Genomic DNA, 18784 nt, shown 5'->3' with positions numbered 1-18784 from the left:
TCACCTCAGCTTCGGGTCGAGGGCGTCGCGGACCGCGTCGCCGAGCATGATGAACGCCAGCACGGTGACCGCCAGCGCGCCGGCCGGCCACAGGAGCATGTGGGGGGCGTTGCGGATGTACGGGGAGGCCGCCGAGATGTCGATGCCCCAGCTGACCGTGGGCGGCTTCAGACCGACGCCGAGGTACGACAGGGTCGCCTCCAGCGCGATGTACGTGCCGAGCGCGATGGTCGACACGACGATCACCGGGGCGACGGCGTTCGGCGTGATGTGCCGCAGCAGGATGCGGGAGTCGGAGGCGCCGAGTGCGCGGGCGGCCTGCACGTAGTCGTTCTGCTTGGCGGTGATGACTGAGCCGCGGGCGATGCGGTAGACCTGCGTCCAGCCGAGCAGCACGATGAACCCGATGACCGGCCAGATGGTGTTGCTGGTGACCACGGAGAGCAGGACGAGACCGCCGAGCACGACCGGGATCGCGAAGAAGATGTCGGTGATCCGGGACATCAGGGAGTCCCAGCCCCCGCCGAAGTACCCCGCGAGTCCGCCGAGGACCGAGCCGAGGAGCGCGACGCCGAGCGTGGCCAGGACGCCGACGCTGATGGAGATGCGGGTGCCGTACACGGTGCGCGTGTAGACGTCGCAGCCCTGGCCGTCGTAGCCGAAGGGATGCCCGGGCTGCGAGCCCTCCTGTGCCTTGGCGAGGTCGCACTTGAGGGGGTTGCCGGAGGCGATCAGCGACGGCCACAGGGAGATCACGACCAGGAACAGGATCACCAGCGCCGAGACGATGAAGACGGGGTTGCGGCGCAGGTCGCGCCAGGCGTCCGACCACAGGGAGCGCGGCCTGCCCGCCGGGCCGGTGCCGCCCGGGCCGCGGGGGGTCCCCTCCAGCGTCTCCCCCTCGCTCACGGCGAGGTCCATCGCGCCGCCCATGCCGGCGGAGGAGATGGCGCCCTCGGACTCGTGCTGCTCAGGCATAGCGAATCCTCGGGTCGAGTACGGCGTACAGGAGGTCGACCAGCAGGTTGGCCACCAGGAAGACGAGGACGAGTACGGTCACGAAGCCGACGACGGTCTGCGTGTTCTGGCGCAGGATGCCCTGGTAGAGCTGGTAGCCGACGCCATGGATGTTGAAGATCCGCTCGGTGACGATCGCGCCGCCCATCAGCGCGCCGATGTCCGTGCCGATGAAGGTGACCACGGGGATCAGCGAGTTGCGCAGCAGATGGCGGATGATCACCCGCTGCCTCGGCAGGCCCTTGGCGACGGCCGTGCGGACGTAGTCGGAGCGCCGGTTCTCCGCGATGGAGGTACGGGTCAGCCGGGTGACGTAGGCCAGGGAGACGGACGCGAGGACCAGACCCGGCACGATCAGCTCGCTGAAGGTGGCGTCGGTGGAGACCGACGGTTTGATCCAGCCCCACTCGACGCCGAGGAGCAGCTGGAGCAGCAGGCCGGTCACGAAGGTGGGGACGGAGATGACCACGAGGGTGGCCAGCAGGACCGAGGTGTCGACCGGCCGGCCGCGCCGCAGACCGGTGATCACCCCCAGCGTGATGCCGATGACGATCTCGATGAGGATCGCGACGATCGTCAGCCGGATGGTGACGGGGAACGCCGTCGACATCAGCTCGGTGACCTCCTGGCCGTTGAACGCCGTACCGAAGTCGCCGGTGAAGACGTTCCCCATGTAGGTCAGGTATTGCTGCCACACCGGCTTGTCGAGACCGAACTCCTTCTTCAGCTGCGCGGCCGTGGCCGGGTCGCACTGCCGCTCGCCGCACAGTCCCGCGATGGGGTCACCCATCACGTTCACCATCAGGAAGATCAGCAGCGTGGCCCCGATGAACACCGGGATCATCTGGAGCAGACGCCGGACCACGTACCGTCCCATGCGCGGTCAGCCGACCTTGATCTCGTTGTAGACGGGGACGCTGAACGGGTTCAGCGCGACGTTCGAGAGGCGGTCGGACCAGCCCGCGCTGCCGTTCTGGTACCAGAGCGGGATGGCCGCCATGTTGTCGCGGACGACCTTCTCGGCGTCCTGGAAGAGCCCGATCGCCTTGGCGGTGTCGGTCTCGCTGTTGGCCTGGTTGACGAAATTGTCGAAGTCCTTGTTGGACCACTTGCCGTCGTTGGAGGAGGCGTTGGTGTAGTAGAGGGGCTGGAGGAAGTTCTGGATGAGCGGGTAGTCCATCTGCCAGCCGGCCCGGAACGGCCCGGTCATCTTGTGCTGTCCGATCTGGTTGCGGAAGTCCGCGAAGGTGCCGACCGGGTTGCCGACGCAGGCCTTGTCGTTGCCGAGCGCGTTGTTGATGGAGTTGCAGACGGCGTCCACCCACTCCTTGTGGGAGCCCGTGTCCGCGTTGTACGAGATCTTGACCTGGCCGCCGGGGAGCCCGCCGCCCTCCTGGACCAGCTTCTTGGCCTCGCTGGGGTTGTACTCGCAACTGCTCCCGCACAGCCCGTCCTGGAAGCCGCCCTTCGTGCCGAGGACCGGTGAGGTCCAGTCGGTGGCCGGGGTGCGGGTCTTCTGGAAGATCGTGTCGGTGATCTGCTTGCGGTTGATCGCCATGGACAGGCCCTTGCGGACCTTCTCCGAGCCGCTCTTGTTCCAGTCCGGGTCGTAGAAGGGGAAGGCGAGCGTCTGGATGATGCCGGCGGGGGTGTTGAGATACCGGTCGCCGAGGTCGGCCTTGACGTTCTTGAGCTGGGCGGCCGGGACGTCGTCCACCAGGTCGAGGTTGCCGGCCATCAGGTCGGTGTAGGCGGTGTTGTTGTCGGTGTAGACCTTGAGATCCACCCCGCCGTTCTGCGCCTTGTCCGTGCCGGGGTACGCGTCCCACTTCCTCAGGGACATCTTCGAGCCCTTGGTGTACGACTCCACCGTGTACGGCCCGTTGCCGACCGGCTTCTTGATCCAGGCGGCGTGGTCGGAGAAGAAGGCCTGGGGCAGCGGGTCGTAGGCCGAGTAGCCGAGGGTGTCCGGGAAGGTCGAGAACTTCTGGGTGAGCTTGACGGTGAAGGTCTGGGGGCCGGTGACCTTGAGGCCGGAGAGCGTGTCGGCGGTCTGCTTGCCGGTCTCGGGGTGGACCTTGTCGTAGCCCTCGATGTACCCGAAGAAGTACGCGTTCTTCTGGTTGTTCTTGAGGCTCGCGCCGTAGTTCCAGGCGTCCACGAAGGACTTGGCGGTGACGGCCTCGCCGTTGCTGAACTTCCAGCCGCTCTTGACGGTGACGGTGAAGTTCTGCGAGTCCGTGGTGTCGATCTTCTCGGCGAGCATGTCCTTGGCGGCGCCGGTCTTCGGGTCGTACCGCTTCAGCCCCCGGAAGATCATGTCGAGGACCTTGCCGCCCTGCACCTCGTTGGTGTTGGCCGGCTCCAGCGGGTTCTGCGGGTCTCCCCAGGAGGAGCTGAGCACCGCACTGCTGTCACCACCGCCGCCGCTGCTGCTGCTGCTACTGCCGCAGGCCGTCGCGGCGAGTGCGAGCGCCGCGACGCCGGCGGCCCATGTGGCGTGCGTGGCTCCGGGCATGGGATGCCTCCTCGGGAATGCCGGTCCGTTACCGGTCAATATCCGAGCAAATGACACGAGGCGCACATTCGGCGCACCCGTCTGTGGGACGGGCCGTCCCCGAACCCGGGGACCGGCCGCACGGTCTACGACGAGCACACGGTGTACCGGGCACGAGCCGCCGTTTTGCCGTCCGCAGGTCCAACGGCGAGACTGCGGCCCCATGGCCTTGCATCTGCGCGGAACCGTGCTCCCCGGTGGCTCGGTCCGGGACCTGTGGACGCTCGGGGACCGCATCACCTTCGAGCGTCCGTCGCAGCCGGCCGACACCCTCGCCGACGGGGGGTTCCTGCTGCCCGGTCTCGTCGACGTGCACACCCATCCGGGCGCCCCCTCCGAGGACGAACCGGCCTTCGACGCCGAGGCGTTCACGAAGCAGGTCGGCCTGCACCGGGACGCAGGGACGACGGCACTGCGCTTCCCGGGGCTCCTGGGGGAGATACCCGCCGGGATGCGGGAGGCCCCCGACAGCCCGCGCATGGTGAGCGCGGGGCGATGGCTGGCCTGGGCCGGACTGTCGAGGAGCGCCCCCTTCCACACCGTGACGGACGACCTGGTCACCGCCGCGGTCGCGGAGGCAAGGGCTCACGACGGTTGGTGCAAGCTGGTGGGCGACTGGGACTTCGAGGCGGACCCGGTGCCGTACGAAGTGCTGCGCGCCGTGACCGACGCCGTGCACGCGGCCGGCGGCCGGGTCGCCGCGCACTGTCAGTCCGGGCAGGGTGCCGTCAACGCGGCGCGCGCGGGCGTCGATTCGGTCGAGCACGGGATGGGGATGCCCGAGGAGTGCGTGGACCTCATGGCGGCGCACGGCACGGTGTACGTCCCCACGCTCACCACCTTCGCCCGGAGCGCCCCGCGCCGCACCAGGGACACCCCGCGCGGGCGCCTGTGGCACAAGGGCCACGCGACCATGATCCGGCGTGTGCGCGAGGCCCATGACGCCGGAGTCACCGTTCTTGCCGGCACCGACTCCGCGCCCTTCGGGAACGTGGCCACGGAGGTCGAGCATCTCATCGCGGCGGGGCTGCCCGCCGAGGCCGCCGTCGGGGCCGCGAGCTGGACCGCCCGCGCGTTCCTGGGACTGCCCGGCCTCACCGAGGGCGCCCTGGCCGACATCACCGTCTACGACTCCGACCCGCGCCGTGAACCCGCCGTGCTGCGGCATCCACGCCGCATCGTGCTGCGCGGCCTTGTGGTCCGCTGACGGGTCGTCCGTTCGCAGAAGTCACGACATCATCACGGTGGCCGGTTCCCTCCGTTGACGGCGTCAGCGCTCTACCAGGCCCCCTTCACAGGTCTTGACCAATAGCGGTCCGAGCGAACATCAAATCGCCGTTTTCGCAGGCCACCATTGGTTTCACGCGCCGTTGACGTGCGCAGACTGCCGCTGGTAGACACACTCATCACCCAGTCGGCCCGTCACCAGGCCAAACCCGCTCCTGAAGTCCGAACCAGCCGTCCCCGTGCGAGCGATGACGTGAGGTCACGATCCATGAGCACACAAGACCAGCACGGCACCAGGCGTTCACATCCGAGAAGGCCGCGATGGCACACGGTCCGGCTCATGACGGCCGCCGGCGCCGCCGCCCTGACCTTCTCGGCGGGCCTCGCGACTCCGCTCAACCCGGCGCCCCAGCGCGCGGAGGCCGCCCAGGGCAAGAAAACCCTCACCGTCGCCGTGGCGCAGAGCGTCGACTCGCTGAGCCCCTTCCTGGCGGTGCGTCTGGTCAGCACGAGCGTTCTGCGGCTGACGTACGAGTACCTGACCGACTACGACCCCGGGGACGCCCACCCGGTCCCGGGCCTGGCCACGCGCTGGCAGCCGTCCGCCGACAAGCTCACCTGGACGTACACGATCCGCTCCGACGCGAAGTGGTCGGACGGGCAGAAGGTGACCGCCGAGGACGCCGCCTGGACGTTCAACAAGCTGATGACCGACCAGGCGGCCGCCACCGCGAACGGCAGCTTCGTCACCAACTTCCGCAAGGTGACGGCGCCCAGCCCCACCAAGCTGGTCGTCGAGCTGAAGAAGCCCCAGGCCACCATGACGGCGCTCGATGTGCCGATCGTGCCCGAGCACATCTGGAAGGACGTCAAGGACTTCTCGAAGTTCAACAACGACAAGTCCTTCCCCGTCGTCGGTGACGGGCCGTTCGTCCTCACCGACTACAAGGCGGACAGCTACGTCCGGCTGAAGGCCAACAAGAGCTTCTGGCGCGGGGCGCCCAAGTTCGACGAGCTGGTCTTCAAGTACTACAAGGACCAGGACGCGGCCGTGGCCGCCCTGCGCAAGGGCGAGGTCTCCTTCGTCGCGGGGGCGCCCGCCCTGACACCGGCCCAGGCGGCCTCCCTCAAGGGCCAGAAGGGCATCCGCGTCAACGACGCCCCGGGCCGGCGCTTCTACGCCCTCGCGACCAACCCGGGCGCGCAGGCCAAGAACGGCAAGAAGTTCGGCGACGGCGACCCGTCACTGCTCGACCAGCGGGTGCGGCACGCCCTGTTCCTGGCCGTCGACCGCAAGACCATCATCGACAAGGTCTTCCAAGGGCACGCGGTCGAGGGCCAGGGCTACATCCCGCCGCGCTTCTCGACGTACTTCTGGAAACCGTCGGCGAGCCAGGCACTCGCCTACGACCCCGCCAGGGCCGCACAGCTCCTCGACCAGGCCGGCTACAAGAAGAACGCCGACGGCAAGCGGGTCGGCAAGGACGGCAAACCGCTGAACTACCGGGTCCTGTGCCACGCCACCGACCCCAACGACAAGGCGGTCGGCCAGTACCTCAAGGAGTGGTGGGCCAAGCTGGGCATCGGCATGACCCTCGACTGCCTGGACAACGTCACCGACCCCTGGCTCGCGGGCAAGTACGACCTCGCCTTCGACGGCTGGTCCGTCAACCCCGACCCGGACTACGTGCTGTCCATCCACACCTGCGCCGCCCTGCCGGCGACCCCGAAGGACACCGGCGCGACCGACAACTTCATCTGCGACAAGACCTACGACGGCCTGTACACCAAGCAGCTCGCCGAGTACGACTCCGCCAAACGGGCCGACATCGTCAAGCAGATGGAGTCGCGGCTGTACGACCTGGGGTACATGAACGTCATGGCGTATCCGAACGCCGTCGAGGCCTATCGCACCGACCAGATCAAGTCGATCGAGACGATGCCCAAGGCCGCCGGCAACATCTACGGCCAGGACGGCTACTGGAGCTGGTGGTCGGCGGTCCCGGCCGACTCGGGCGGCTCCTCCGGGGGCTCCTCGACCGGGGTGATCGTCGGTGTCGCCGCGGGTGTCGTGGTCCTCGCCGGCGCCGGACTGCTCCTCGCGCGGCGCCGCCGCGCCACCGCGGACGACCGCGAGTAGCCCATGCAGCCAACCGCCCCTGACGCGGCGTCCGCCGCGGTCGACAAGGCCGCCGTACCGGTCCCGGCCGGTCCGGCGGCCCGCGGACCACGGGCCCGCACCGCCTCCGCGTACCTGCGGTACGGGGCGGGCAAGGCGGGCGGCGCCGCCGTGTCGCTGCTCGCCGTGCTGGTCACCGGGTTCTTCCTGTTCCGGCTGATCCCCGGTGACCCGGTCAAGACGATGACCGGAGGCCGCCCCGTCTCGGCGGAGCAACTGGCCGCCTACCGCAGGGAGTTCGGGCTCGACCTGCCCGTGTGGCGGCAGTTCACGGACTACTGCGGCAAGGCGCTCACCGGTGACCTGGGCACGTCGTACCAGTTCCGCACGCCGGTGATCGACAAGATCACCGAAGCCCTGCCGAACACCCTGCTGCTGACCGGCACGGCCTTCGTGCTCTACACCGCGCTCGGCATGTTCCTCGGCACCCGCTCGGCCTGGCGGAACGGCGGGCTCGGCGACCGGCTGAACACGGGTCTGGCGCTGACCCTGTACTCCGTGCCGTCCTTCTGGCTGGGCCTGCTGGTCATCATCGTGTTCGGCGTGGGCCTCGGCCCCGTCCCCGGGCTGTTCCCGACCGGCGGCATGGAGTCGGGCGGCAAGGAGGGTTTCGCGTACGTCCTGGACGTGGCCCACCACCTCGTCCTGCCGGTGCTCACGCTCGTGGCCGTCGAGTACGGCCAGACGCTGCTGGTGACCCGCTCGGCGCTGCTCGACGAGATGGGCAGCGACTATCTGACGACCGCCCGCGCCAAGGGTCTGAGGGACGATCTAGTACGGCGCCGGCACGCCGTGCCGAACGCGCTGCTGCCCACGGTCACCCTGGTCTTCGTCAATCTCGGCCGGACGGTCGCGGGCGTCATCCTGGTCGAGACGGTCTTCTCCTGGCCAGGCCTGGGCGGACTGTTCTACCAGGCGCTGAGCGTCCCCGACCTGCCGCTCGTCCAGGGCCTGTTCCTCTTCTTCGCCTCGGCGGTGATCGTCATGAACACTCTGGCCGACCTGGTCTATCCGCTGCTCGACCCCCGGGTGGGCCGATGACGACCGCACCGGTGCAGGAGACCCCTCGCCGGCTGGCCTGGCAGCGCCGCCGCCGCTCCGCCGTGCGGTTCTGGCAGCAGTACCGCACGCACCGCGCCGGCCTGGTCGGTCTGGGAGCGCTCGCCCTGTTCGCGCTGGCCGCACTCACGGCGCCGCTGACGGTCGGCTCGGACGTGGCCGGCGTGACCGACGCGCCGGGCAGTCCGCTCCAGCCGCCGAGCGGTGAATTCCCGCTGGGCACCGACCGGTTCGGGCGCGATCTGCTGGGCCTGGTGGTGTGGGGCTCCCGGGTCTCGCTGCTGGTCGGGCTGCTCGCGGCGGTGCTGTCGGTGGTGATCGGCACGGTCGTCGGGATCACGGCCGGGCACTTCCGGGGGCCGTACGCGACCGTGCTGATGCGCATCACCGACTGGTTCCTCGTGATGCCGGCGCTGGTGCTCGCCATCGCGCTGGCCACCGTGATGTCCCGCTCCCTGGGCACGGTGATCCTCGCGATCGGCGTCACGTCCTGGCCGACGACGGCCCGGCTGGTGCGTGCGCAGACGCTGGCGGTGGAGTCACGGCCGTACATCGAACGGGCGAAGGCGCTCGGCGGCGGGCACTGGCACGTCATGACCCGCCATGTCCTGCCCAACGTGATGCCGCTGGTCCTCGCCCAGACCACCCTGATGATCTCCTCGTCCGTCCTCGCCGAGGCGACACTCGCCTTCCTGGGCCTCGGTGACCCCACGGTCATCTCCTGGGGCGGCCTGCTGCAGGACGCCCGCGAGGCCGGTGCGGTCAGCTCCGGCGACTGGTGGTACCTGGTACCACCGGGCATCGCGATCGCGGTGGTAGCGCTGACCTTCACGCTGTGCGGACGCGCCGTGGAGTCCGTCCTCAACCCCAGGCTGGGGGTGGCCCGTTGACACTCCTGGAGGTACGGGACCTCGAAGTGACGTATGCCGGTGGAGCGGCCGCGGTGCGGGGCGTGGACCTGTCCCTCGCGGCGGGGCAGAAGCTCGGCATCGCGGGTGAGTCGGGGTGCGGCAAGTCCACGCTGGCGCTCGCGCTGCTGAGGCTGCTGCCCGCCGGGACCCGGGTGGCCGGGGAGATCCTGCTGAACGGCGAGGACGTCCTGACCATGCGGTGGGGGCAGGTGCGGGCGGTGCGCTGGGCGGGCGCCTCGATCGTCTTCCAGGGGGCGATGCACTCGCTCAACCCGGTGCACCGCGTCGGCGACCAGATCGCCGAGCCGATCCTGCTGCACCACGGGGCGACGGCGGCCGCCGCGCGCAAGCGGACCGGAGAGCTGCTGGAGCAGGTGGGCCTGCCCGCGGGACGCGCGTCGGCGTATCCGCACGAGCTGTCCGGCGGCCAGCGCCAGCGCGTCATGATCGCCATGGCGCTGGCCTGCGACCCGCGGCTGGTCATCGCCGACGAGCCGACCACCGCCCTGGACGTGATGATCCAGGCGCAGATCCTGCGGCTGATCGAACAGCTCGTCGCCGAGCAGGACGTCGGCCTGATCATGATCAGCCACGACCTCGCGGTGCTGGCCGACACCTGCGACCGGCTCGCGGTGATGTACGCCGGCCGGGTCGTCGAGGAGGGCCCCGCCCGGCAGGTCTACGAGGACGCCCGGCACCCGTACGCCAAGGCCCTCTCGGCGGCCTTCCCGCGCATCGGCGACCGGGCCTCCCGTTTCGCCCCGAGCGGCCTGCCCGGCGACCCGCCCGATCCCGCCGCGCTGCCCTCCGGATGCACCTTCCACCCGCGCTGCCCGGTCGCCCTGGACGAGTGCACCACCGAGGACCAGCGGCTGCGGGACGCGGGGCGGGGGCGGAGGGCGGCCTGTGTGCACGTCGGGGCAGCGGTCCCACCACCGGCCGGCCCGACCGAGGACGCGAGGAGCACCACATGACGACGACCTCACCGCCACCGCCCCTGCTCAGCGCCCAGGGCCTGCACGTGACCTTTCCCGGGCGGCACGGTGCCCCCGCGGCGCGGGCCGTCGACGGTGTCGAACTGGACATCCGGGCCGGGGAGATCGTGGCGCTGGTCGGCGAGTCGGGCTGTGGCAAGACGACGCTGGCGCGTTCGCTGCTCGGCCTGGTGACACCGGCCGCAGGACGCATCACGTTCGCCGGGAAGCCCCTGGAGTACTCCTCCCGGGCGCTGAAGGCGTACCGCCGACGCGTCCAGCTCGTACTGCAGGATCCGACCGGCTCACTCAACCCCCGGCACACGGTGTACGACGCGGTCGCCGAGGGCCTGCGGATCCACGGCCGTACGGGGAACGAGCGGGCGGCCGTGGCCGAGGCCCTCGCCCACGCGGGCCTGCGCCCCCCGGAGCGGTTCTTCCTGCGCTACCCGCACGAACTGTCCGGCGGCCAGCGCCAGCGGGTCGTGATCGCCGGCGCGCTGGTCCTGGAACCCGAACTCATCGTCGCCGACGAGCCGGTGGCCTCCCTCGACGCCTCCGTACGCGGCGAGATCCTCGCCCTCCTGCTGCGGCTGCGCACCGAACTGGGCCTGTCCGCCCTGGTGGTCACCCACGACCTGGGCCTGGCCTGGAACATCGCCGACCGGGTCGCGGTGATGTACCTGGGCCGGATCGTGGAGACGGGCGAGGTGGAGCAGGTCCTGACGGCTCCTCGGCACCCGTACACCCAGGCGCTGTTGTCGGTCCTGCCGGAGGCAGGGGGCGACCCCGTGGTACTGACCGGCGAGCCGCCGGATCCGTCCCGCATTCCGTCCGGGTGCCGGTTCCATGCCCGGTGCCAGGTGCTGGCGAGCGGGGAGGCGGAGCGGGCGGGGGTCGCGGACGCTTGCCGGAACCAGGATCTGGAGGTGCTGGGCGGGGGCGGCGGGGAGCAGGTGGCTTGTCATTGGGCGCGGGCGCGGACCATGGCCTGAGGCAGACCGGCGGCACGTGGCCGAGCTGTCGGTCCCTCGGAAAACGCCGATTCCCGGCACCTTTGCGGGGTGCCGGGAACCGTACGGGTGCTGCGGGGACGTCAGGCCGCGCCCACGACGTCCTTCTCCTCCGCGAAGTGGCACGCGGACTCGTGGGCCGCCGGGGAGTCCGAGCCCTTGAAGCGCTCGGGGATCGCAAGCAGCGGCACCTCCTCGGCGCACTTGTCCTCGGCCTTCCAGCAGCGGGTGCGGAAGCGGCAGCCGGACGGCGGGTTCGCCGGGGACGGCACGTCGCCGGTCAGGATGATCCGCTCGCGGTGCTCACGGGCCTCCGGGTCCGGCACCGGAACAGCCGACAGCAGCGCCTGGGTGTAGGGGTGCGTCGGGTGCTCGTAGATCTGCTCGTCGGTGCCGATCTCGGCCATCTTGCCGAGGTACATCACCCCGACCCGGTCCGAGATGTGCCGGACGATGGACAGGTCGTGCGCGATGAAGATGTAGGAGAGGTTGAACTCGTCCTGCAGTCGCTCCATCAGGTTGATGACCTGAGCCTGGACGGAGACGTCCAGGGCCGAGACCGGCTCGTCGCAGATGATGATCTCGGGGTTCAGGGCCAGGCCGCGGGCGATGCCGATGCGCTGGCGCTGACCGCCGGAGAACTGGTGCGGGTACCGGTTGATGTACTCCGGGTTGAGGCCCACGACGTCCAGGAGCTCCTGCACCTTGCGGCGCCGGTCGCCCTTCGGAGCCACCTCGGGGTGGATGTCGAAGGGCTCGCCGATGATGTCGCCCACCGTCATACGGGGGTTGAGCGAGGTGTACGGGTCCTGGAACACCATCTGGATGTTGCGGCGGACGGCCTTCAGCGCCCGGCCGGACAGCTTGGTGATGTCCTGGCCCTTGTAGAAGATCTCGCCCGCCGTCGCCCGCTCCAGGTTCATCAGGAGCTTGGCCACCGTGGACTTGCCGCAGCCGGACTCGCCCACGATGCCCAGGGTCTCGCCCTGGTGCAGGTCGAAGGAGACACCGTCGACGGCCTTGACCGCGCCGACCTGCTTCTTGAACAGGATGCCCAGGGTCAGCGGGAAATGCTTGACCAGGTTGCGCACCTGGAGAATGGGCTCGCCCCGCTCCACCGGCGCCTCGATGGCGGCGACGGCTTCCTCCTCGGAGTGCGCGTCGACCACGTCCACCTCGGAGACGTTCGGCGTGGCGTCCTGGGGCTCGTCGTTCTTGCTGAGCTCAGCCATGGAGCGTCTCCTTCCAGAAGTGGCAGGCCGAGGCGCGGCCCGGCAGCTCGCCGCCGTCCTGCTCGGTCACCGGCAGCAGCGCCGGGACGTCCGTACGGCAGACGTCCTGGGCCTTGGGGCAGCGCGGGTTGAACGCGCAACCGGTGGGGATACGCAGCAGGTTGGGCGGCAGGCCCTTGATCGCGTACAGCTCCTGGCCCTTCTGGTCCAGGCGCGGGATCGAGTCCAGCAGACCGCGCGTGTAGGGGTGCGCGGGCCGCTTGTACAGCTCGTGGACCGGGGCCGTCTCGACGATCCGGCCCGCGTACATCACGGCGATCTTGTCCGCGACGTCGGCGACGACGCCGAGGTCGTGGGTGATCAGGATCAGACCCATGTTGTACTCGCGCTGCAACTCCGCGAGCAGGTCCATCACCTGGGCCTGGACCGTCACGTCGAGGGCCGTGGTCGGCTCGTCGGCGATGATCAGCTCCGGCTCCAGGGCCAGCGCCATCGCGATCATGATGCGCTGGCGCATACCGCCCGAGAACTGGTGCGGGTAGTCGTCCACCCGGGCCGCGGCGGCCGGGATCTTCACCCGGTCCATCAGCTCGATCGCCTTGGCCTTGGCCTCCTTCTTGGAGAGACCGAGGTGGACACGGAACATCTCGCCGAGCTGGTAGCCCACGCTGAGCACCGGGTTCAGGGAGCTGAGCGCGTCCTGGAAGATCATGGCGATGCGCCTGCCGCGGATCTTGCGGCGTTCCTCGGCGGACATCTTGAGCATGTCCTGGCCCAGGAAGCGGATCTCGCCCTGGGGGATCTTCGCCGGGGGCATGTCGAGGATGCCCATGATGGCCTGCGCGGTCACGGACTTGCCGGAGCCCGACTCGCCGAGGACGGCGAGCGTCTCGCCCGCGCTGACGCTGTAGTTGACGCCGTTGACCGCCCTGACGACACCCTCTCGGGTGTGGAACTCGACGTGCAGGTCCTGCACTTCGAGCAGTGGCCCGTCATGGGCCTCCCTGGGGGCGGGCGCGAATGGGGCGTCTTCGATGATCGTCACGTACGCCTCCCTCAGCGCATCTTCGGGTCGAGGGCGTCGCGTACCGCGTCGCCGAGCATGATGAACGCGAGCACGGTGAGGCTCAGCATCGCGCTGGGGAAGAACAGCACGTGCGGCGCGGTACGGATGACCGTCTGCGCGGACGAGATGTCATTGCCCCAGGAGACTGCGCTGTCCGGAAGGCCGATGCCCAGGAACGACAGGGTCGCCTCGAGCGAGATGTAGCCACCGAGAGCGATGGTGGAGACGACGATCACCGGGGCGACCGCGTTCGGCAGGATGTGCCGCAGCAGGATCCGCCCGGTACCGGCGCCGAGCGCCCGCGCGGCCTGCACGAAGTCCTGCTGCTTGACGGTGATCACCGAACCGCGCATGACGCGGGTGATCTGGGTCCAGCCGAGGAAGACCATCGCGGCCACCACCGTCCACACCGAGCGGTGGGTGAAGGCGTTCAGGGCGACGATCGCACCGAGCAGCAGCGGAATGCCGAAGAACACGTCGGTGAGCCGGGACAGCAGCGAGTCGATCCAGCCGCCGTAGTAGCCGGCGATCATCCCCATGGCGCTTCCGAGGACCGCGACACCGAGGGTGGTGAAGATACCGACGGTGATCGAGGCGCGAGCGCCGTAGACCGTCCGGGCGTACACGCTGCGGCCCTGGCCGTCGTACCCGAACCAGTCGGCTTGGCCGATGTGGCTCCAGTTGGGCCCGGTCAGGTAGTGGTGGGCCAGGTCCGCGTGCCGGGGATCGGTCGAAGTGAACATCCCGGGCACTGCGGCGACCAGCACCAGGAGAATGATCAGCACGCCGGAGATGACGAAGAAGGGATTGCGACGCAGGTCATGCCAGGCGTCGGACCAAAGGCTGCGCGGCTTGTCCTGGGAGGAGCTGGGGGTCGCCGTGGCGGCGATCGCTTCTTCCAGGGCCGTTTCGGTCGTGAGTGCCTCAGGCATAACGGATCCTCGGGTCCAGGACGGCGTAGAGCAGGTCGACGACGAGGCTGGAGATCAGGTAGACGATCACCAGAACGGTCACGATGCCGACGACCGTCGTGTTGTCGGACTGGTTGATCGACCTGTACAGCGTGTTGCCGATGCCGTGAACGTTGAAGATGCCCTCGGTGACGATGGCTCCACCCATCAGCGCGCCCAGGTCGGTACCGAGGAACGTGACCACGGGGATCAGTGAGTTGCGCAGCAGGTGGACACCGATGACGCGGCGACGCGGCAGACCCTTGGCCACAGCCGTGCGCACGTAGTCGGCACGGAGGTTCTCGGCGATGGATGTCCGGCTGAGCCGGGCGACATACGCGAAGGACAGCGAGCCGAGGACGATACCGGGCAGGATCAACTGACCGATGTTGTTGGAGTCCTGCACGGTCGGGGTCACCCAGCCGAGCTGGTTGCCGAAGACCGTCTGGGCGACGAAACCGAGCACGAAGATCGGGATCGAGACCAGCAGCAGGGTGACGACCAGCACCAGCTTGTCGTAGAGCTTGCCGTGGTTGAGGCCGGACAGGAGTCCCAGGCCGAGACCGACGACGATCTCGATGGTGAACGCGACCAGGGCCAGCCGGATCGTCACCGGGAAGACCTCGGACATGACGTCCACGACCTTGCGCCCGGTCACGAAGCTGGTGCCGAAGTCCCCCCTGACCACGTTGCTGATGTAGTGCCAGTACTGCTCGAACACCGGCCGGTCGAGCCAGTACTCGTGCTTCAGGCGTGCCATCGCCTGGGGGTCGGCAGGTCTGTCGCCCCACAGTGCCCGGACGGGGTCACCGGGCAGGGAATACACCATCAGAAAGATGAGCAGAGTGGTCCCGAGGAACACCGGGATCATCTGGAGCAGTCGCCGCGCGACGTAGCGCCCCATCGAGCCTCCATTGTGAGCCGCTCCGGCGGCCGCCCCGCAGCGTTGCCTTTGTGAGGGGTGCGGGGCGGCCACCGATTACGAACGGTGGGGCGCCCGCGGCCTGCGCGGGCGCCTCGTTGAATCGACCGTTGCGGCCTCTTACTTCTTGTAGACCTCGACGTCGCCGAAGACAACCTTGCCGAAGGTGTCGTAGCTGACGTTCGTGACGTTCTGCGAGTAGCCCGCGTTCGTCTTGTAGTACCACAGCGGGATGGCCGGCATGTCCTTGTACAGGGCCGCCTCGGCGTCCTGGTACAGCTTCACCGACTCCTCGAGCGTGGGGGCCTTGTCAGCCTTCGCCGCGAGCTTGTCGAACTCCTTGTTGGAGTAGCCGCCCTCGTTGCCCGCGGCGGTGCTGCCGTACAGGTCCTTGAGGAAGTTGGCGTTCAGCGGGTAGTCCTGCACCCAGCCGGAGCGGTAGAGGCTCTGGACCTTCTTCTTGGTGCGGACGTCCAGGGCCGTCTTGAAGTCGGCCTTCGAGTCGCCCTCGCACTTGACGCCGGTGTTCTGGGTGATGTTGGCGCACACGGCCGTCACCCATTCCTTGTGGCCGCCGTCGGCGTTGTACAGGATCGAGATGGTGGCGTTGGCGCCGCCCGACTCCTGGACCAGCTGCTTGGCCTTCTTCGGGTTGTACGTGCAGGCCTCGCCACAGGCGTTGGCCTTGTAGCCCTCGACGGCCGGCGGGACGAAGCCGGTGGCGGGCTCACGCGAACCGGCCAGCACCGTCTTGGTGATGGTGTTCCGGTCGATGGCCATGGACAGGCCCTCGATGAACTTCGCGCGGTCCTTGAGGTTCTTGATCGTCGGCGCGTACTCGGCGACGGCGACGGTCTGGATCGCGTTCTGCGGAGCGTCCACCGCGCGCTTGCCCAGGTCCTGGTGGTACTTGGCCATGTCGGTCGGCGCGACCTGGTCCAGAACGTCCAGGTTGTTGGAGACCGCGTCCTGATATGCGGCCTCGGAGGTCGTGTAGAACTTGAAGTCGATGCCGCCGTTCTTGGGCTTCGGGCCCGCGTAGTTGGCGTACGTCTTCACCAGGAAGTCCTGGTTGTGGTTCCACTTGGCGAACTTGTACGCGCCGTTGCCGATGGGCTCCTGGCCGTACTTCTTCGGGTTCGTGTAGAAGACCTTGGGCAGCGGGTAGAACGCGCTGTAGCCCAGCTTGTAGGTCCAGTACGGCACCGGGTTGGCGAGCGCCACCTTGATGGTGTAGTCGTCCGGCGTCGTCAGGCCCGACATCTTGTCGGTCTTCGGGTCGCCCTTGTCCGGGTGGACGTCGGTGTAGCCCTTGATGTCCGCGAACCACGAGGCGTTCTGCTGGGCGTTCTTCGAGTCGGCGCCCCAGTTCCAGGCGTCCACGAACGAGTGCGAGGTGACCTTCTCACCGTTGTGGAAGGTCCAGCCCTGCTTCAGCTTGATCGTGAAGTGGCTGGCGTCGTCCTGCTTCACGGACTCGGCGACGAGGTTCTCCAGCTTGCCCGACTTGGGGTTGTAGTCGACCAGGCCACTGAAGAGGGCGTCGGTGATGCGGCCACCACCCGTCTCCATGACGTTGGCCGGCTGGATCGGGTGCTGCGGCTCGTTGCTCTGGTAGCTGAAGACGCCAGCCGGGTCGACCTTCTTCGAGCCACCGCTGCCCGAGTCGCTGCTCCCACCGCCACAGGCCGTCGCACCCAGCGCCACAACCGCGGCTATCGCAACCCACTTGGCGCTCTTGGCACCACGCATGGGGCTCCTCCTCATGAGTCCATTGGTTCACCACATGGGGGGGCACAGGACTCATCACCGTCACCGGTGCCTGAAATGGTCAAGTGCCCCGCGCTCGTGAGTCGACGCCGCCTTCAGCGTGTGACCCGTTTACCCGAGCTCTACGCGCCTAACTATCTGCCATGCGCCATGGCCGAACCACACTCACAAGGTCTCGATTCGATCACACCTGACGCGCACATCTTCCAAAATCCGGACAAAGTGTTTGCTGAAAGATCCCTGCGAAACGGACTTGTTACACATCTATCGGGCTCGAATGTCCGTATACCGAACGCGAACGGCATGAAAATTCAGTTGCGGAATCGCGGTACCTGTGCAGGGGTGCACGGCCCACCACTTTCAGCCAACGAGCCCGCACGACAGGGCCGCTCGCCGGGCCCTCACAGATGACGGACAGGGCCCACGCTGGCAGCAGCGTAATGCCGCCGGATCCGCCGTGACGGATCCAGGACGAGAACGAGGGTTTTCCCTACCCTTCCGCACCGGACCCGGGGCGCCCCAAGGGTCACGCCCCGGGCCATCGGCCCTCAGACCACGTCGAATTCGTTGCCCTCGGGGTCCTGCATGGCGGCGGCGTAGAGCCCCATGTCCGGCTCATCCTTGATCCTCAGCACGGTGGCACCACTCTTGACCAGCCGTTCCACCACTGCGTTGACCCGCTGGGTGCGGACGTCCAGTGGGACGTCACGCCCCCCACCGACCTTCAGGTCGAAGTGCCACCGGTTCTTGGCGACCTTCAGCTCCGGAACCTGCTGGAACCACACCCTCGGTCCACGTCCCTCGGGATCGATGATCGACTCCGGGATGTCCCCCGCACCGGCCGGCAACTCCTCCTCCGGCACCCCCATCGCCGCCCAGTACGCACGCCACGAGGCGTGCCCGCCCGGCGGAGGCTCAGGCACGTAGCCCAGAGCCTCGGCCCAGAAACTCACCATTCTCTGCGGATCGGAGCAGTCGATCGTCAGCTGCACTGTCATCTCCATCCTCGGAGCATCGCAGGCGGTTCTGACAGTCAGTCCGCTTCAGCCTGAGTCGACCAACGCGCTACGGCACGGCCAAGTCGCACCAGATGAATTTGCCCCGATCGCCGAACCTGGCCGACGGCTGCCACCCCCAGTTGTCCGCGCACGCCATGACCAGCCCGAGCCCCCGCCCCTCCTCCGCCTCCCCGACCTGCTCCAACGGCCTTGGCGGCTCCGGCGGTTCGGGGTCGGCGTCCCACGCCCCGATCCACACGGCGCCCTCCGTGGACCTGCGCACCCGGAGGGCGGCGGGCCCCTTGGTGTGGCGTACGGCATTGGAGACCAGCTCCGCCGCGAGGAGCTCGGCCGTGTCCGACAGCCCGATCAGACCGTGGATGGTCAGGATCAGGCGCAGCGTGCGGCGGCAGACCGTGACGGCTCTGAGGTCGTTCGGGATGTAGAGGGTGTAGTCCCAGGTTTCGGGCATGCGTCATCAACTCCGGTAGGTGAGTGGGGATTTCACGCAGGGTGGCATCGCCGCATCCGCGGTGCACTTCCGCTGCGTGTGCGGTTCGTCACCGACGGTATTTCCTAAACTTAGGAAGGTGCAAGCCGTTGCCGTATTCTGGGCCCCGAACGAGCGACATCCGCAGGGCAGTTGGGCAGGAGGAACAGTTGCCGCCGAAAAGGCAGCTCACGGTCCGCCGGGTGCGGCTGGGCACCGAACTGCGCAGACTGCGCGAGGCGACAGGCATGAAGGCCCGCGCAGCAGCGGAGTTGCTCGGCATCGACTCTGTGCAGATCAGCCAGATCGAGTCCGCTGTCGCCGGCGTCAGCGCCGAACGCGTGCGCCGTCTGGCGGCCCACTACGCCTGCACTGACGCGGCGTTGATCGACGCTCTCGTGTCCATGGCCACCGACCGG

Annotated in this window: 17 protein-coding genes; 7 read left to right on the top strand and 10 right to left on the bottom strand. The window is 68.5% G+C overall.

The window, feature by feature from the left end:
• Genes ABT254_RS44715 through ABT254_RS44705 form a run of 3 tightly spaced genes read right to left on the bottom strand, consistent with a single transcriptional unit; the run spans position 1 to position 3535 of the window.
• Positions 1–978 (bottom strand): ABC transporter permease, encoded by a 978-nt coding sequence (locus tag ABT254_RS44715; protein ID WP_351483473.1) that lies wholly within the window; start codon positions 976–978, stop codon positions 1–3.
• Positions 971–1894, bottom strand: a complete 924-nt coding sequence (locus ABT254_RS44710; protein ID WP_351483472.1) for an ABC transporter permease — start codon at positions 1892–1894, stop codon at positions 971–973. Before ABT254_RS44710 ends, ABT254_RS44715 begins: the two co-directional genes overlap by 8 nt.
• 6 nt (positions 1895–1900) lie before the next feature.
• The gene (locus ABT254_RS44705) at positions 1901–3535 is read right to left on the bottom strand and encodes a peptide ABC transporter substrate-binding protein (RefSeq protein ID WP_351483471.1); all 1635 of its coding nucleotides are present in this window, start codon (positions 3533–3535) and stop codon (positions 1901–1903) included.
• A 202-nt stretch (positions 3536–3737) separates the two neighbouring features.
• On the opposite strand from ABT254_RS44705, the gene ABT254_RS44700 reads away from it, so the two are divergent.
• The 6 genes from ABT254_RS44700 to ABT254_RS44675 all read left to right on the top strand — a co-directional run bounded on the left by ABT254_RS44700 (position 3738) and on the right by ABT254_RS44675 (position 10919).
• Positions 3738–4781 carry an amidohydrolase family protein gene (locus tag ABT254_RS44700; protein ID WP_351483470.1) on the top strand — a complete coding sequence of 348 codons (1044 nt, stop codon included), beginning with the start codon at positions 3738–3740 and terminating at the stop codon, positions 4779–4781.
• A 288-nt stretch (positions 4782–5069) separates the two neighbouring features.
• Entirely contained in the window at positions 5070–6941 is a 1872-nt protein-coding gene (locus ABT254_RS44695) for an ABC transporter substrate-binding protein (RefSeq protein WP_351483469.1), read from the top strand.
• A gap of 3 nt (positions 6942–6944) precedes the next feature.
• The gene (locus ABT254_RS44690; protein ID WP_351483468.1) at positions 6945–8021 is read left to right on the top strand and encodes an ABC transporter permease; all 1077 of its coding nucleotides are present in this window, start codon (positions 6945–6947) and stop codon (positions 8019–8021) included.
• On the top strand, positions 8018–8929 hold the full coding sequence (locus ABT254_RS44685) for an ABC transporter permease (protein ID WP_351483467.1): 912 nt from the start codon (positions 8018–8020) through the stop codon (positions 8927–8929). The genes ABT254_RS44690 and ABT254_RS44685 overlap by 4 nt, the downstream gene beginning before the upstream one ends.
• Positions 8926–9924, top strand: coding sequence for an ABC transporter ATP-binding protein (locus ABT254_RS44680; protein WP_351483466.1), 999 nt, complete (start codon positions 8926–8928; stop codon positions 9922–9924). Before ABT254_RS44685 ends, ABT254_RS44680 begins: the two co-directional genes overlap by 4 nt.
• Positions 9921–10919, top strand: coding sequence for an ABC transporter ATP-binding protein (locus tag ABT254_RS44675; RefSeq protein ID WP_351483465.1), 999 nt, complete (start codon positions 9921–9923; stop codon positions 10917–10919). Before ABT254_RS44680 ends, ABT254_RS44675 begins: the two co-directional genes overlap by 4 nt.
• A gap of 101 nt (positions 10920–11020) precedes the next feature.
• Here ABT254_RS44675 and ABT254_RS44670 read toward each other — a convergent pair whose 3' ends face one another.
• The 7 genes from ABT254_RS44670 to ABT254_RS44640 form a co-directional block, all read right to left on the bottom strand.
• The gene (locus ABT254_RS44670) at positions 11021–12169 is read right to left on the bottom strand and encodes an ABC transporter ATP-binding protein (protein ID WP_351483464.1); all 1149 of its coding nucleotides are present in this window, start codon (positions 12167–12169) and stop codon (positions 11021–11023) included.
• Positions 12162–13214, bottom strand: coding sequence for an ABC transporter ATP-binding protein (locus tag ABT254_RS44665; protein WP_351483463.1), 1053 nt, complete (start codon positions 13212–13214; stop codon positions 12162–12164). The genes ABT254_RS44670 and ABT254_RS44665 overlap by 8 nt, the downstream gene beginning before the upstream one ends.
• Positions 13215–13225: 11 nt before the next feature.
• Positions 13226–14167, bottom strand: a complete 942-nt coding sequence (locus tag ABT254_RS44660) for an ABC transporter permease (RefSeq protein WP_351483462.1) — start codon at positions 14165–14167, stop codon at positions 13226–13228.
• On the bottom strand, positions 14160–15089 hold the full coding sequence (locus tag ABT254_RS44655) for an ABC transporter permease (RefSeq protein ID WP_351483461.1): 930 nt from the start codon (positions 15087–15089) through the stop codon (positions 14160–14162). The genes ABT254_RS44660 and ABT254_RS44655 overlap by 8 nt, the downstream gene beginning before the upstream one ends.
• 138 nt (positions 15090–15227) lie before the next feature.
• The gene (locus ABT254_RS44650) at positions 15228–16859 is read right to left on the bottom strand and encodes a peptide ABC transporter substrate-binding protein (RefSeq protein ID WP_351483460.1); all 1632 of its coding nucleotides are present in this window, start codon (positions 16857–16859) and stop codon (positions 15228–15230) included.
• Positions 16860–17425: 566 nt separating this feature from the next.
• Positions 17426–17881 carry a VOC family protein gene (locus ABT254_RS44645; protein WP_351483459.1) on the bottom strand — a complete coding sequence of 152 codons (456 nt, stop codon included), beginning with the start codon at positions 17879–17881 and terminating at the stop codon, positions 17426–17428.
• 61 nt (positions 17882–17942) lie between these two features.
• Positions 17943–18347: an ATP-binding protein gene (locus ABT254_RS44640; protein WP_351483458.1), complete on the bottom strand. Its 405-nt coding sequence runs from the start codon at positions 18345–18347 to the stop codon at positions 17943–17945.
• Positions 18348–18535: 188 nt separating this feature from the next.
• Here ABT254_RS44640 and ABT254_RS44635 point away from each other — a divergent pair.
• The coding region (locus ABT254_RS44635) for a helix-turn-helix domain-containing protein (RefSeq protein WP_351483457.1) at positions 18536–18784 on the top strand (249 nt) is incomplete at its 3' end.

It is taken from the genome of Streptomyces sp. NPDC001137 (genome assembly GCF_040298885.1).
GTDB lineage: Bacteria > Actinomycetota > Actinomycetes > Streptomycetales > Streptomycetaceae > Streptomyces.
This window is presented reverse-complemented; position numbering and strand designations above follow the sequence as displayed.